The 14022-nt window shown below is 63.4% G+C and carries 14 protein-coding genes and 2 pseudogenes; 10 read left to right on the forward strand and 6 right to left on the reverse strand.

Annotated features, from left to right (window positions below):
* The first annotated feature begins 3 nt into the window (after positions 1–3).
* Entirely contained in the window at positions 4–804 is an 801-nt protein-coding gene (locus HUG12_RS00755; protein ID WP_179266945.1) for an energy-coupling factor transporter transmembrane component T family protein, read from the forward strand.
* Between the two features lie 56 nt (positions 805–860).
* Positions 861–2108, forward strand: a complete 1248-nt coding sequence (locus HUG12_RS00760; protein ID WP_179266946.1) for a M20 family metallo-hydrolase — start codon at positions 861–863, stop codon at positions 2106–2108.
* A gap of 21 nt (positions 2109–2129) precedes the next feature.
* Here HUG12_RS00760 and HUG12_RS00765 read toward each other — a convergent pair whose 3' ends face one another.
* Positions 2130–3110, reverse strand: coding sequence for a quinone oxidoreductase family protein (locus HUG12_RS00765; protein WP_179266947.1), 981 nt, complete (start codon positions 3108–3110; stop codon positions 2130–2132).
* A 297-nt stretch (positions 3111–3407) separates the two neighbouring features.
* Here HUG12_RS00765 and HUG12_RS00770 point away from each other — a divergent pair, with 297 nt between their 5' ends.
* The gene (locus HUG12_RS00770) at positions 3408–4175 is read left to right on the forward strand and encodes an IclR family transcriptional regulator (RefSeq protein WP_179266948.1); all 768 of its coding nucleotides are present in this window, start codon (positions 3408–3410) and stop codon (positions 4173–4175) included.
* A gap of 566 nt (positions 4176–4741) precedes the next feature.
* Here HUG12_RS00770 and HUG12_RS00775 read toward each other — a convergent pair.
* Positions 4742–5293, reverse strand: a pseudogene (locus tag HUG12_RS00775) (IS6 family transposase).
* 146 nt (positions 5294–5439) lie between these two features.
* On the opposite strand from HUG12_RS00775, the gene HUG12_RS00780 reads away from it, so the two are divergent.
* The 3 genes from HUG12_RS00780 (at position 5440) to HUG12_RS00790 (ending at position 8009) form a co-directional block, all read left to right on the forward strand.
* A complete protein-coding gene (locus HUG12_RS00780; protein ID WP_179266949.1) occupies positions 5440–6009 on the forward strand; it encodes a twin-arginine translocation signal domain-containing protein in 570 nt (189 codons plus the stop codon).
* 204 nt (positions 6010–6213) lie between these two features.
* A complete protein-coding gene (locus HUG12_RS00785; RefSeq protein WP_179266950.1) occupies positions 6214–6930 on the forward strand; it encodes a hypothetical protein in 717 nt (238 codons plus the stop codon).
* Between the two features lie 653 nt (positions 6931–7583).
* Entirely contained in the window at positions 7584–8009 is a 426-nt protein-coding gene (locus HUG12_RS00790) for an acyl-CoA thioesterase (protein WP_179266951.1), read from the forward strand.
* Positions 8010–8022: 13 nt separating this feature from the next.
* Here HUG12_RS00790 and HUG12_RS00795 read toward each other — a convergent pair whose 3' ends face one another.
* Positions 8023–8742 carry a haloacid dehalogenase type II gene (locus HUG12_RS00795; protein WP_179266952.1) on the reverse strand — a complete coding sequence of 240 codons (720 nt, stop codon included), beginning with the start codon at positions 8740–8742 and terminating at the stop codon, positions 8023–8025.
* 799 nt (positions 8743–9541) lie between these two features.
* Here HUG12_RS00795 and HUG12_RS00800 point away from each other — a divergent pair.
* From HUG12_RS00800 to HUG12_RS22145, 3 genes and pseudogenes are all read left to right on the forward strand, one after another.
* Positions 9542–9796, forward strand: a complete 255-nt coding sequence (locus HUG12_RS00800) for a sigma factor-like helix-turn-helix DNA-binding protein (protein ID WP_179266953.1) — start codon at positions 9542–9544, stop codon at positions 9794–9796.
* Between the two features lie 279 nt (positions 9797–10075).
* Complete coding sequence (locus HUG12_RS00805; protein WP_179266954.1) at positions 10076–10300, forward strand: DUF7544 domain-containing protein; 225 nt, start codon at positions 10076–10078, stop codon at positions 10298–10300.
* A pseudogene (locus HUG12_RS22145) lies at positions 10297–11085 on the forward strand (DUF7544 domain-containing protein). The gene HUG12_RS00805 and the pseudogene HUG12_RS22145 overlap by 4 nt, the downstream one beginning before the upstream one ends.
* A gap of 316 nt (positions 11086–11401) precedes the next feature.
* Here HUG12_RS22145 and HUG12_RS00820 read toward each other — a convergent pair.
* Positions 11402–11692 carry a helix-turn-helix transcriptional regulator gene (locus HUG12_RS00820; protein ID WP_179266957.1) on the reverse strand — a complete coding sequence of 97 codons (291 nt, stop codon included), beginning with the start codon at positions 11690–11692 and terminating at the stop codon, positions 11402–11404.
* 146 nt (positions 11693–11838) lie between these two features.
* On the opposite strand from HUG12_RS00820, the gene HUG12_RS00825 reads away from it, so the two are divergent.
* Positions 11839–12012 (forward strand): hypothetical protein, encoded by a 174-nt coding sequence (locus HUG12_RS00825; protein ID WP_218836378.1) that lies wholly within the window; start codon positions 11839–11841, stop codon positions 12010–12012.
* Between the two features lie 46 nt (positions 12013–12058).
* On the opposite strand, the gene HUG12_RS00830 is transcribed toward HUG12_RS00825, so the two are convergent.
* Both HUG12_RS00830 and HUG12_RS00835 read right to left on the reverse strand, forming a co-directional pair.
* Complete coding sequence (locus tag HUG12_RS00830) at positions 12059–12352, reverse strand: helix-turn-helix transcriptional regulator (RefSeq protein ID WP_179266958.1); 294 nt, start codon at positions 12350–12352, stop codon at positions 12059–12061.
* A gap of 298 nt (positions 12353–12650) precedes the next feature.
* Positions 12651–13916 (reverse strand): helix-turn-helix transcriptional regulator, encoded by a 1266-nt coding sequence (locus tag HUG12_RS00835; RefSeq protein ID WP_218836379.1) that lies wholly within the window; start codon positions 13914–13916, stop codon positions 12651–12653.
* Positions 13917–14022 lie beyond the last annotated feature (106 nt).

The following is a 14022-nucleotide window of genomic DNA, read 5'->3' on the forward strand; positions in this document are numbered from 1 at the left end:
CAGATGAAGTCCCTGTTTCAGTTTTCCGGTGGTGACTCGTTCCTTCACCGGCTGGACCCCCGTCCGAAGTTCCTGGTCGTCCTCGCGGTGCTCGCGTACGTCCTCCTCTTTGAGGACCCGCTGTACATGCTCGGCGCGTTCGTCGCTGTCATCGCGATCATCTGGGTGTTCGGGCGGATCGCACCCACCGAGTACTGGACGCTCCTCATCTTCTTCACGCCGTTGATCGGCGCGGTGATGCTCATCCAAGGCCTCACCCTTCGCTCCGCCGACCCGGAGATCGTCTTCGCGCTCGGCCCGCTGGAGTTCTCGGGCTACGGCCTTCTGTTCGGCGCGAGCATCGGCCTTCGCCTCGCGACCATGGGGCTGACATTCATGATGTTCTCGATGACGACGACGCCGAAGAACGTCGGGCTGGCGCTCCACAAGGTCGGCGTCCCGTTCCGGTACGCGTACCTTGCGACGTTCGGGCTCCGGTTCCTCCCGATGATGCAGTCGGATCTGAAGACGATCCAGAACGCGCGCGCGGTTCGCGGAGACCGGGACGTCGGCTCGCGGAACCCGTTCCGTCGACTCAAGAGCCTCCCGATGTCGTTCTTCCCGCTCGCCGCGAACTCGCTCCGGCAGAGTAACGAAACGGCAAAGGCGCTCGAACTTCGAGGCTACGGGGCGTCCGAGCAGCGGACGACGGTCTTCGACCTAGAGCTCCGCTTGATGGACTACGCCGTAGGCGTCGCGATGCTCGCTGTGATCGCGGCGATCTCCTACGCGAGGTTCGCGCTGACGATCGGCCAATTGGGGTGACCATCAATCGAACCGCGTCAGAAACGGCCCTTCGACCATCGGTGCGCTTACGACACATGATACAACAAGACAGACTCTGGAATTCGATACAGACGCTCGGCGAAATCGGCGAACGAGACGACGGGGCGATGATGCGCGTCACCGGGAGCGACGCGGACAAGCGAGCACGGGACACGCTCGTCGACTGGTTCGAGGACGCAGGACTGACAGTCACCGTGGACTCGGTCGGGAACATCGTCGCCCGGCGCGAGGGGCGGACGGACGCCGCCCCGATCGTCACCGGGTCGCACGTCGACACCGTCCCGAACGGGGGCCGGTTCGACGGCGTCGTGGGCGTCCTCGGCCCGCTCGAGATCGCCCGGTACTGGGACGACGCTGGCGTCGAGACCGACCGCCCGGTCGAGGTCGTCGTTTTCACCGAGGAGGAAGGGACGCGGTTCGGAACCGGCCTCCTCGGGAGCCTCGTCGCATCCGGGAAACTCTCGCTCGAAGACGCGCTCGAACTTGAGGACGACGACGGGACAACGCTCCAGGCGACCCTGGAGCGCATCGGATACCATGGCGACGGCGAGTTCGAACTCGCGGACGCCGCTGGGTTCGTGGAGATGCACGTCGAGCAGGGACCGCTCCTCGATCGGTCCGGGAGCACGGTCGGAATCGTCGAAGCGATCGCCGGCATCACCCACCACTCGATCACGTTCGAGGGCGAGGCGGATCACGCCGGGAACACGCCGATGGACATGCGCAGGGACGCGTTCATGGGCGCCGCGGAGTTCGCGCTCTCGCTCGAGTCGCTCGTGACGGAGACTTCCGAGAGTACGGTTGGGACTGTCGGGAAGGTCTCGGTCGCGCCGAACGGAACGAACGTCATCCCTGAGACCGCCCGGTTAGGGGTCGACGTCCGGGATACGGACGGCGATCGGCTCCACGACGTGGTCGAAACGTTGCGAGAGCGGACCGCCGACATGACGTCGCGTCGGAACCTCTCGGTCGACTGGGAGACGCACCTCGATATTTCACCCTCGGTCATGAACGCGGACATCAGACGCGAGCTGATCGCGGCGACTGAACGCTGCGACGTCGACTTCCTCGAGCTACGGTCGGGCGCGGGGCACGACGCGATGAACGCGCAGGCTGTGACACCCACCGGGATGCTGTTCGTCCCCAGCGAGGATGGCATCAGTCACAGTCCCAGAGAGTACACGCGGCCAGCGGACCTCTACCGCGGGACGAAAGTCCTCGAGAGTGCGCTCCGCGAACTGACGTCGGTCCAGAGCGCGGACTCATCCCCGACCGTCGACTGAGCGCACCTTTCGTTCACTCCCTCACGGACGCAAGACCAGCTTTCCGGTGAAACTCTCCTCGTCGACCGCTCGTTGTGCCTCGGCGGCCTCTTTGAGTCGATACGTGTCGGCGATTTCGACGGTCAGCCGTCCTTTTCGGAGAAGGTGCGAGAGGCGTTCGAGAACGCCGGCGATATCCGGTTCGTTGAACATGTCCATTGGCTGAATAGTGAGGTCCTTGCCGATGGCTTCCGTGAGGTCCTCGATGGTCGGCGAGTCGTAGTTCCCGCCAATCGCGACGACGGTCCCGCCGTAGTTCGCGACGTTCACGTCGAGCTGCATGTACTCGCCTAGGCGATGGTCCAGGACCACGTCCACGCCGTCCGGGGCCGCATCGTCGATGGCCGCTTCGAGGTCGGGGGTCGCGTAGTCGAGTACGACGTCGGCCCCGAGTTCGCGGACTATGTCGCGGCGATCGGCGGACGCTGTTGCGATAACGGTAGCGCCAAGCGTCGAGGCCAGTTGGACGGCGACGTGCCCGACGCCGCCGCTACCGCCGTGGACGAGACACGTCTGCCCCGGTTCCAGGTCGCCGAAGTGCATCAGCGCTCGCCAAGCCGTGATGCCGACGAGGCCAAGCCCCGCGCCGACTTCGAATGAGACGCCCTCCGGGAGGACGGCGAGGCGGTCCTCGCGTGCGACGACCGATTCGGCGTAGACGCCCTGACGGTCGCCTCGCGTCCCGCTGACGTTCAGGTGCGGGATGGTCCCATAGACGCGGTCGTCGACGTCGAACCGCTGCACGCGGTCACCTGTCACCGTTACAACACCCGCGACGTCAGATCCTGGGATCAACGGGAGGTCGTCCTTCCAGAGCCCCTGGCGGCGGAGGGAATCGCACGGATTTACGCCGATGGCTCGCGTCTCGATCAGTACCTCGTCGGAAGCCGGCTCCAGTTCGTCAATTCGTTCAAGTTGGAGGACCTCTGGCCCTCCGAACTCGTGGTATTGAATAGCACGCACAGACGTATCGACCTTATGGGCGAGCATAAATCTAGGTGTCGGACGAATCAGGCTCGCATGAATCCTCCCACGCCGGACGAGATCTCACCGTTTCGACTACCGCATCGCCGAGTGTCGGCGGTAGCGGGGTTCGGGTCGGTCGTTCCTCCGGTTTTGCCGTTCCTGCAGTACGATTGTAGCGTGACCGAAAGTTCGCGACGACCGGCGGACGGTTTCGGTATTTGCGAAACTCATATGCCACTGGCTAGGCTTCGGTATACCCGAAACGCTATGTGAGGTAGCCTCATACGTGTTGTTATGGCAAACCAAGGCAGTCGAATGGTGAAATCCGGCGAGCGAGTCTTCGATATCCTCGAATTCGTCCGTGAGGAGGCCGGCGTAACCGTCACGGAGGTCGCTCGCGAGCTCGACATCGCGCCGAGCACCGCCCACCAGTACCTGCAGACGATCGAGGCGAGTGGATTCCTCGTTCGAGAGGGCAACGATTACTACATTTCTCTCCAATTTCTCGACTATGGTGAATCGGCAAGGCAGCGGGGGAAAGCCTGCAAGCTGGCCGAGGAGAACGTCGACGAACTCGCCCGGGAGACGAACGAGCGAGCGCAATTCGTCGTCATGGAGCATGGCCAGGGCGTTGTCCTCTATACCGCAACCGGCGACCGTGCCGTCAAGACCAACGTCACCCTCGGCCGCCACGTCTACCTCCACGCGACCGCCGCGGGGAAAGCCATCCTCTCCCAGCTCCCCGAGTCAGCGGTCCTAGAGATCATCGACGAACACGGCTTGCCGGCGGTCACGTCCCATACCATCACCGAGCAAGACGCCCTCTTGACCGAACTCGACGAGATTCGGCAGGCCGGCGTCGCGCAGAATAATCAAGAGGATATCCACGGACTAAGAGCGGTCGGCGTCCCCGTCACGGACGAGCAGGACCATATTCTCGGAGCGTTGAGCGTCTCCGGCCCGACGCACCGCATCACGGGCGACGTCCTGGAACACGAAATCCCCGACCTCCTCCTGGGAATGGCCAACGAACTCGAGCTGAAGGTCGAATATACTGATTGACAGTACCGCCAGTGCACCGTTTCGATATTTGTGAACATCATAAATCGTTCCGGAGCAGCACCTGTATGGCTGATACTGTCCCTCTGGGGCTGTTCAATGGAATTTTGCTGTTTCGGTATTCACAAACCAAGGGTAGTCGCTTCCCTCGATTCCGAGATCCGCTCTTACAACGAGAGTCAAAAAGCCACGCTACCTGCCGATTTCACCGACAACCTTCTTCCCGGAGACAACTACCGCCACTGCTCCTGAAGGCCCTAGGACATTTACAGTAATACCACTGTAACGGCATTTGGAGGATGTTCCCTCGAGGCTCGCATCCCCGGCGTCCAGTTCAGTGCGGCCGAGCGCGTCGACAAATACGTGCGCACTGCCGTCCGTAATGAGCCGAGCCGTAACGAGCGAGTCGTCGACTCCCTTGGCCTCGTCCAGTTCGACGCCTACCAGGACCTCTGGGACTTACACGCCGACCGGCCATCCTCCGTCGTCAAGTTCCGAGAACTCCTCGAGGGCCCCCGACGGTCGTGTTAACTTTAGCATCGGTTCCACCAGACAGCGAAGGTTTGGAGCTACGATTCTACAGTCGGGAGGGTCGCGTTCGACAAACTATTTGAAATCGAAGAGGTACGTCGTTTTACCACTCTAGATATAAGTTCGAAACTATTCCGATTTCCGTGGCGAACCATCTGAAATCGGAGCCCAAGACGGTCGAGTGCAGCTTTGAGATGATGCGCGTCGTCGACGGAGAACGTAACATCGTCAATCTGTTATTTCTCCCGGAGTTCGCGCAAGAACAGCACGGTGAGTTGCGTCGTCTGCGTCTGAAACAGTCGAACGTGGAGGAATTGATTTGTCTCGGGATCGACCGCCGCGAACAGCCAATGTCGCTGTCTATTCACGCGAATCACGGTTTCGTCAACCGCAATCTGATTCGGGCTTACGTCGCTGTCGGGATGTAGATCAGCTTTCTGCACCCAGTTGTGAATCGCTGTGCGACTGCGTGCGACACCCAACGTATCGAGATGTTGTTTGATATTCGAAATTGATACTCTCGCAATGTGGAACTGGATATCTACTTCAATAATCTCGCGGGGTGTCCGCTCACGCTCCACAAACTCCATATTTTTTCGATCCCTGTACTCGGTTACTCATGGAATCATTCCAAATAAATTTGTTTTTATTTTAAACACCAGTATATTATAGATGGGTTAATATTAGCTAGTATATCTAGAAAAATACTATGTTTTGTCCGTTCGTTTGTGACACCATGCGTGAAATGCACAACAGCAGGCGTTCGTACCTGAAAGCCGCTGGAGCCGCCGCATCGGTTGCTATACTCGGCGGTTGTATTGGGAACGGAACCGCCGAGCAATCGCGAGGAACTCCCGAATCGATTCAGGAGAAATCCGTCCAACTCTCGCAGGATAACGGTCCGTTTACCGACAGGGAAGAGGGATTCGACGAGGTCATCGACATCGTCGAAGCGGGCGCGGACGATACGGGCGAGGAATCGATCAACCCGGTGCTCGAGGAGGCGCGCGGTGATGACACGCTCGTCAAATTCCCCCCGGGTACGTACCTTCTGACCGACACGGTCCGGTTCACCGGCTTCTCGAACTTCGGTCTCATCGGTCAGGATGCGACGATCAAGATCGGCCCCCACAGAGGGTTCCGTACCGACGTCGCATTCAAATTCGGCGTGCCGTATAGCCCGGGGAACGGTCTACTCGTGGAGTCGCTGACGTTCGATCAGAGTGAACCGGGCCGTGGCGTGAAGGTGATTCAGGCGTCGATGGATGACGGCCTCCGCGTGCGCGACATCCATCATCGAAGGTAAACACGATACGGCTTCGGAAGCGGGCGGGACGTTCAACATCGTCGATCCGGACGGGCGTGGCGTCGTCGACCGATTCGCGGTCCCAGACGGCGTCCGACCCATGCGGATGGACGACGGATCGCGGGTCGTTCCGGGCCGTTCTGGCATCACGACGAACCGCAACCACGTCGGGACGCTCTGGTACCGTGACTGTATCATCCGGTCGTGCCACGACAACGGCCTCTACGTCACTGGCGGTGGCGGGAACGTCGTCGTCCAGGGGGACACTACCGGAACAACAACGTCTCGAACATCAGGATCGCCGGCGCCAACAGCACCATCAAGGACGTCAAGGTCGTCGTCGATCACAACGACGTCGATCACCTCAACCAGCGCGATATTCGGCTCGACGCCGGTTCGAACGTGATGGTCAACAACGCGGACATCCAGCTAACTCGACCGAACGGCGACGCGCTCTCAGTTCTCAGCGGAATCGAATCGGCCACCATCACCGATACGTCGATCTACATGGGCGACCGGCCCAGTCGCGGCATCAACGTGAGCGCGAACACCGGGCCCGTCCGAATCGCCGACACGGAGATCACTAGCACCGGCGCGGACGAGGGCGGGAACGCCATCGCGTTGCAGGGAGGGGCGTCCGGTGAAGCGGCCAGCGTCATCGTCGAGAACACGACGGTCACCGGCAACGCTTCAGGCGCGACCGGCGGTCGCGAGGCGATCCTCGCGAGCCGCGACAACGTGACGTTCCGCGAACTGACGGTCGACCAGCCCGGAACGAACCTCCGGCAGGGCATCAACATCGGCGGCGACAACTGCAACGTGGTCAATAGCACCGTAAGCGCCCGCCACTATCCGCTCGTCGTCCGCGGGGAGAACACCCTCGTCCAGGGCTCACGGCTCGAATCGCTCGGTGGATACTAGTCGATTCGGTTCTACAATGGCTCGTCCGGACAGGTCTTCGACAACGTTCTTCAGGACGGGATTCGTGATTCCGGCGCATCATCACTGAGCACGCGTGGAAACCAGTACATCTAAACAAACAGTAACGACGCTTACGTACCGTACACTCTCGACGGTAGGTCGTCCGACTCTGACGAAACCATCTAACAGCGATCGTTCAGTATTTCTCCATGACCTTTGGGATGGTATCCACCTTTTGATGACGGAATTGCTGGGTTCTTTCTTCGGGATTTTTCTCGACACCGTCGGGAAATCGGGCGTGCAATGGAAAGATAGGAGCGCGGCACACAGCATCTCATATCGTGTGAGTTCTGGTCACTAACCGTGATCCCGACCGATCACAGTCGCGCACTCAACCCAGTATCCCTGCTCAGCAGAGCATACTCGTCGACAGAGAAGCTTCGCGTGCGGACTCACCATCATCACCCTGTGCCAGCTTAGAGCCTTCCGGCTGGTTAGACACGCTTCGCTCACTGCGTTCGCGCGTTCGACCGAGGTACCCGACCTGGCTCGTGAGCAGACCCGCCCGGAGATCGCTTCACGCCACGAACCGCTCGGATTCGCCGAATCACTGTTCCGCCAGGACCAAGATGACCGGCATCGACGACTCGGTTATGAGCGACATCGACCCCGGAGGGAACGCGACCCCCGATTTCACGGCCGACTTCACGACCGAGATGCAGGTCAGGTTTCGCGATATCGACGCGATGAACCACGTCAACAACGCCGTCTACGCGACCTATCTCGAGCAGGCGCGCGCGGAGTACTATCAGCGGATCGTCGGCGAGGATCTCAGCGCCGTCGACACCGTCCTCGTCAGTCTCGAACTTGACTATCGTCGTCCCATCGAACTCGGGGATTCAGTCACCGTTGGGCTCGAAATCGGTGAGCTCGGCCGGTCATCGGTCCCGATGGACTACGAGATCTACGCGGGCGATCGGCTGGCGGCCGTCGGCCACACCGTCCAGGTCTTCGTCGACAATGAGACCGGGAACTCGAAACCGATCCCGGCGGAACTGCGTACGACGATGACCGAGTGACGGGTGCGGCCGCCTATCCCAACTCCGCGGCGAGTTCGGCCGGGCCGTCGACCACGAGGTCCGGGCGGTGGGGCCACCCGCCGAAGGGGTTCCCGTGGCGGTTGAGGAACACGCCGCGGTTGCCGATGGCCTTCGCGCCCACGAGGTCGAACGTGTGGGCGGTGACGAACGCGACCTGGTGGGGCGCGACGTCCAGCCGCTCACGGACGAGATCGTAGGAGGCGCGATGGGGCTTGTACGCGCCCGCCTCCGCGACCGAAACGACGGCGTCCAGCTCCGTCTCGAAGTTCCCGCGGACGGCCGCGAGCATGTCCGGGTCGCCGTTGGAGTGGCCGACGAGGGCGTATCGTTCGCTCAGTCGGGAGAGCGCCTCGTCCACCTCGGGATACGGCTCGAACTCCTTCCAGCGACGGACGACGGCGCGAACGGTTTCGTCCGGAACGTCGAGGCCCAGTTCCTCCAGTCGGTACGCGAGCGCGCGCCGCGAGATCTCCTTGAACGGCGTGTGTGGCCCGGGGACGAGCGAGTCGATCAGCGAGTCGCGAAAGTGCATCGCGAGATAGCGCCGCAGGAAGACGTCGGGGTCGTACTCGCTGCCGCGTTCTGAGAGCACGTCCCCGAGTGCGGGGACGAGCGTCGATTCGCGATCCAGCAGCGTGTCGTAGAGGTCGAACGCGAGGACCTCCGTCTCCTCGCGAAGCGTCTCCGTCGCGATCGTTTGGAACGTGACCATAGTGGGTATAGGCTACCCGGACCAAGAGCGCTCCGACGCCGTCGCCGGGGAGAGCGGACAGGTATCGTTCCGTCCGAATCGGACCTCCGCGAGGACGACCCCATAAGTTGCAATCGAACGACAGACGAGACAGATTCAAGATTGATATTTGATACGTTCAGCTTCCTCTCTACTGATCGATAATCACGCTTCGTCCCGTCTCTCGTGAAAGTGCCGGCACGGGAACCGGTGGTGCCGGCCGTCCGCGACCGCGGTGCTCCGTCGACGAGAATCACCGCCGTATCGACGAACGGTTCCCGGGGAGACGTCGAAGAGTGGATCGATCACCGTCCGTTTTCCGTTCACAGCAGCCGACTAGAGCGTTCGGTTCGGCACGGGCGATGGCAGCGACGACAGGTACCGCCCGTCGGTGCGTCGTGTGACGGGCCGCCTGCTGCAACGTACCCCGGGCCGACCTCCACGACGAGTCGGAGACCGACCTTCTGCCCGGCTACGCGTGGTCGAGCGGCGTCAGACGGCGTATCATATCTGATTAGCATTATATATGGAAAGGATACTCTTAGCCGATTCAGCTGTCACTTGCATCGCCGTGTCGGATGCTACCTCTCTCAGTAGGAACTCGAAACGATCGCCGCCCGGTCGCCGCGCGGTTCGTTTCGATACTCGTAGCGGGTACTCCCGCGGTTTCCCCGTCGCGTCGTCTCCGTTTTCCACGCCTCCGCGGTAGCCGCTCCTCGTCCGTGCCTATTTCTTTATGGCTAATCACTAAGCGGGATTAATTCATCGTAGTAATCGACGCATGCCCGACACGACTGACGCGGACACCGACGTCGATGCGGCGCTCGCGGACGCGAAGACGATGGTCGAGACCGACGCGATCAGCCACCGACAAGCCGAGGTGTACGCGCTGTGTGAACTGCACGGGATCGGCCGCGCCGAGACCGCGGTCGTCCTCAACCTCTCGCCCGACACGGTCGAGAGCCACCTCGAGGCGGCGCGTCGGAACGTCCGCGAGGCGCGCGATCTCGTCGACTTCCTCGAGACGACCGGGTAGCGACCGTCGAACCTGGCTGCACCCGGATTTCCCGCCCCGGGGCCGCGACTCGGCTTCCCAGGGGATACCGTACCCTCGACGGGGGAGCGTCCGCTCCACTACCGGGCGGGAGGGCGAGGAGCGCGCCGCTGGTCGTACTTCGGCCACGGCGCGTCACGGACCACGGGCCGTTCGACCAGCAGTTCGGATCCCCACTTCGACGCCGGACGTCGAGTCCCGGGCCGCGACGGTGGATGCCCCCGCCGTAGCCTTATGCAGCTATCCGGAGACGAGTACGACATGGCCGTCCACGCGCTGGAGGACCTCGACGACGCGTACGACGTGACGAGGGCGTTCCTTTGGCCGGTCGACCGTACCCGCTGGATCAAGCTGGCGCTCGTCGTCCTCCTCGTCGGCGGCCCGGGGACGAACCACACCTCGGTCCGGTACAACCTCCCGGCCGACCGAGTGCCCCCCGCGGCGGCCCCGACCTGGGCCAGATCGACGTCGGGGTCTGGCTCGTGATCGGCACCGTCGTCGGCGTCGTCGTCCTGCTGGGATCGCTCCTGCTGCTCGTCGGGTCGATCATGGAGTTCGTCCTCGTCGAGTCGCTACGCAACGAGGAGGTGCTCGTCCGGCGGTACTGGGGCGACCGCTGGCGTCAGGGCGTCCGGCTGTTCGGCTTCCGACTCGTCGTCCGGCTGCTCGTCCTCGGGAGCCTGGCGGTGCTGGCGGCGCTGGTCGTCGTTCCGGCCGCGGTGGGCGGCGGTCCCGGACCCGGCGCGCCGGTCGGCGGAGTCGGCGTACTCGCCGTCCTCCTGCTCCTGCCGACGTTCCTCGTCCTCGCGCTCGTCGTCGGCCTCGTCGACGGGTTCACGACCGTGTTCGTCGTCCCCGTCATTGTGCTGGAGGGCGTCGGCGTGCTCGACGGCTGGCGTCGGCTCTGGCCGACGATCGTCGCCCACCCCTAGCAGTATCTCGCGTACGCGATCGCCGGGTTCGTGCTCACGGCCCTGGGTGGCATTCTCGTCGCCATCGCCGTCGCCGTCGCCGCCCTGTTGCTCCTGATCCCGTTCGGCATCCTCGGCGCGGTCGGGGTGCTCCTGTTGACGGCGGTGCCGCCGCTCGGGGCCGGCGTCCTCGCGGTCGTGGGGCTGCTGTTCGCGCTCGCGACGCTCGTCGTCGTCGCGCTCGCACGGGTGCCCGTGGTGACGTACTTGCGCTACTACGCGCTGCTCGTGCTCGGCGACGTGGACGAGCGGCTCGACCTCGTTCCGAAGCGACGGGCGGCGATCCGGAGTCACGCGTGAGCTAGCCTCGCCGAGAACGCGTCGCAGTTCCCCGCACTCATCGTCCCGAAAGCGGTCGTGGAGGAGGCGACACCTCGGAACACCGGACGCCACCGTCGACCGTCGATGGGATCACGAGAACGAAAGCCCGTGAACCGGAAACGCGGCCTCGTTCATCGCGTCACGACTCGGGCCGGGGCCGACCGGGCGTCGGAGCCGCGGCTACGGGTTCCAGGTGTGACGGGCGACTCGAGACCGGGGCTCTCGAACCCTCGACGACGCGAACGGGGGAAAACCGACTTCGCCACTCGGATCCGGCGAACGTCCTCGTATCCGATCAGGTTCCCACCAGACCCTCCGGGACGTACTCGTTCTCCCACTGGCGGCGGCGACGGAGCTCCCGCAGCCCCTGACGCGTGATCTGGTAGGTGTTGGCGCGGTCGTTCAGCTTCCCCTTCCGGACGAGCCCGCGCTCGGCGAGTTCGCCCAGGTTGTTGTACAGGCGAGCATTGCTGATCTCCTCCTCGTAGTGGTTCTGGAGGCTCCGCTTTATCTTCATCCCGTGCGGTTCGGCGAAGCTCGATACCGTGTACAACAGGTCTCGTTGGAATGCGGTGAGGTCGAACATGTTGTCACGCGCGAGTTGCGCGAAGCTACCTCCTCGCCCCCGTACCGTACTTATATGCCGTGTAATCCCCCGCTGCGGGCTCGAATCGTCCGAAAGAGGGCACTTATCGGACCGATAGTAAAGCCCCACGCGTGCTCGTTGCCGGTATGGGCATGGACGCTGTCTCGACGGAGTGCCCGCGTTGTCGAACCGCGTTCGACGGCGTCTCGGAGGTCGACCGACACGGGATGCCGGGCGTCGGAACCGGGGACTCGCTGTACGGCGGGAGCGTGACCTGTGACCGGTGTGGCGCCGAGTTCGAGGTGTACTACTACCCGTGAGTCACGCGCGGGCGAGTCGCTCGGCCGCGGTCCACGCTCACGGGTGTCAGCCCTCGAGGACCAGTTCGGAGTCGACCTGTCGGCGTTCCCACTCGAGACGTCGCTGGATGACCCGCTTACCGCGCGGCGAGACGCGGTACTCGTTGGTCCGGCCGTCGCGCTCGCTCTTCAGCACGTAGCCCTCCTGAATGACGACGCCGAGGTTGTCGTAGATCCGGCCGGGGAGGATCGGTTCGTCGAGTTTCCGCTGGAGTTCGCGCTTCAGCTGCTGCCCGTTCGAGGTGCCCATCCCGCTGAGGACGAACAGGAGATCCCGTTGAAACCCCGTCAGTTCGTGCATGTGGCCGGAAGACCGAGATGTGGGAACATATGTGGTCGTGATTGTTGAGAACCCTTGCAGCCGGAGAAAGCGACTGCAACGGTCGGAAACCGGTTTAGCGTGTGTATAGTGAACAGCCCTCGGGACAGTGTTGAACCACCGGGGCAGTGGCAGTTCGGGGGGACGAACTGTCTCGGTCGCGAACGCCCGCCCTGGTCGGTCGCGTTCGCGCGTCGTAGTGCACCGTGGCTTCAGAGGGGCGAGGGCCGTCCCGTCGCACGCCGTCGCGTCGCCGGGCGACGGCTTCCCGTCGGGAGGGCTACTCGTCGTCCCGGAAGGGCGTCTGCGGGCCGTCGTCGCCGAGTTTGACGACGTTCTCGCGGCCGATGGTGATCTTCGTGATCTCGCCTTCCTCCTCCATGTTCGAGAGCAGGCGGCTCACCTTCGACGCGGACCACCCGGTCTCCTCGGTGAGCGACTTCTGTGGCATCGGGCCGTCGTGTTCCCGCAGGAGTTTCAGAACGCGGTCCTCGTCCGTCAGGATCTGCGTTGTCGTCGTCCCGTCCGATTCGGGAGTCGGGGACGCCCCGTTGCGGTCGTCGCCCCCGGTCCTCGCCCCGACGTCGGACGCGGCGGGTTGGAAACCGGACGAGAGCCGGCCGGCGATGGCGCCCCCGTACTTCCAGTAGAGGACGATCCCGGGGACGACGACCACGAACAGGACGGCGGCGACGACGTCGAACGGCGACGTGGGCGCCGTTCCGAGTTCGACCTCGGTTCCGTCGTTCAGGCCGTCGCCGTCCGTGTCGGCCTCGAGCGGATCGGTGTCGTGTTCGTGGACCTCCGCGGCGTCGTCCAGCCCGTCGCCGTCCGTGTCGGCCTCGTTCGGGTCGGTGCCGTACTCGTGTACCTCGGGGCCATCCTCCAGCCCGTCGCCGTCCGAGTCGGGGTCCATCGGGTCGGTGTCGTGCTCGTTCACCTCGGGGCCGTCCTCCAGCCCATCGTCGTCCGTGTCGGGGACGGTGGCGTTCGTCGGCCCGTCTATCTCGAGGCTATCCCTGATCCCGTCGTCGTCCGTGTCAGCATCGAGGGGATTGGTCCCGTACTCGTCGACCTCCTTGCCGTCGTCGAGGCCGTCGTCGTCGGTGTCGGACGAGTGGACTTCGGTCCCCAGCTCCAGTTCCTCCTCGTTGGTCAGCCCGTCGTCGTCGAGGTCGCCCTCGCGGTTCATGACGTAGACCGGGAAGGTCGTCCGATCGGACGGCTTGCTGTCGTTCGTGACGCTTCGGTACTCGACGGTTACGTTCTGCTCGCCGACGTACGCGGCCGGCCAGCTCTGGAAGGTGATGTTGGTCGTTCCGTTCGATCTGACGGGTTGGCAGTCGAGCGTCTGGACCGACTCGTTGGGGCCTGGTTTCGTGGAGACGCAGAGCTCGTAGCCGCTCCGGTAGCCGTCCTCCCCGATGTCGACCGAGAGCGTGTGCTGGTCCCCCTGCCAGAGGTACGTCGTGTCGCCCTCGACGGGCACGACGCCCGGCCCGTCGTATGAGACCTCCTCGATCGTGGGGTCGGTAGCGTCGGCCATCGCGACGGACGGAGCCGACTGGGTGCCGTTTACCGAGGTGGGGGGAGTCGACTGGGTACCGTCCGCCACGACGGGGGAGGCCGACAGGGAGAGTAGCAGCGTGACG

Origin of the sequence: Halorarum salinum (assembly GCF_013402875.1) — an archaeon.
In the GTDB taxonomy this organism is placed as follows: Archaea; Halobacteriota; Halobacteria; order Halobacteriales; family Haloferacaceae; genus Halorarum; species Halorarum salinum.

Bases quoted from the DNA above. Each gene is read 5' to 3' on its own strand.
- HUG12_RS00755 (WP_179266945.1), top strand. From the start codon at position 4: ATGAAGTCCCTGTTTCAGTTTTCCGGTGGTGACTCGTTCCTTCACCGG.
- HUG12_RS00760 (WP_179266946.1), top strand. From the start codon at position 861: ATGATACAACAAGACAGACTCTGGAATTCGATACAGACGCTCGGCGAA.
- HUG12_RS00770 (WP_179266948.1), top strand. From the start codon at position 3,408: ATGGCAAACCAAGGCAGTCGAATGGTGAAATCCGGCGAGCGAGTCTTC.
- HUG12_RS00780 (WP_179266949.1), top strand. From the start codon at position 5,440: ATGCGTGAAATGCACAACAGCAGGCGTTCGTACCTGAAAGCCGCTGGA.
- HUG12_RS00790 (WP_179266951.1), top strand. From the start codon at position 7,584: ATGAGCGACATCGACCCCGGAGGGAACGCGACCCCCGATTTCACGGCC.
- HUG12_RS00795 (WP_179266952.1), bottom strand. From the start codon at position 8,742: ATGGTCACGTTCCAAACGATCGCGACGGAGACGCTTCGCGAGGAGACG.
- HUG12_RS00800 (WP_179266953.1), top strand. From the start codon at position 9,542: ATGCCCGACACGACTGACGCGGACACCGACGTCGATGCGGCGCTCGCG.
- HUG12_RS00805 (WP_179266954.1), top strand. From the start codon at position 10,076: ATGGCCGTCCACGCGCTGGAGGACCTCGACGACGCGTACGACGTGACG.
- HUG12_RS00820 (WP_179266957.1), bottom strand. From the start codon at position 11,692: ATGTTCGACCTCACCGCATTCCAACGAGACCTGTTGTACACGGTATCG.
- HUG12_RS00825 (WP_218836378.1), top strand. From the start codon at position 11,839: ATGGGCATGGACGCTGTCTCGACGGAGTGCCCGCGTTGTCGAACCGCG.
- HUG12_RS00830 (WP_179266958.1), bottom strand. From the start codon at position 12,352: ATGCACGAACTGACGGGGTTTCAACGGGATCTCCTGTTCGTCCTCAGC.
- HUG12_RS00835 (WP_218836379.1), bottom strand. From the start codon at position 13,916: ATGGCCGACGCTACCGACCCCACGATCGAGGAGGTCTCATACGACGGG.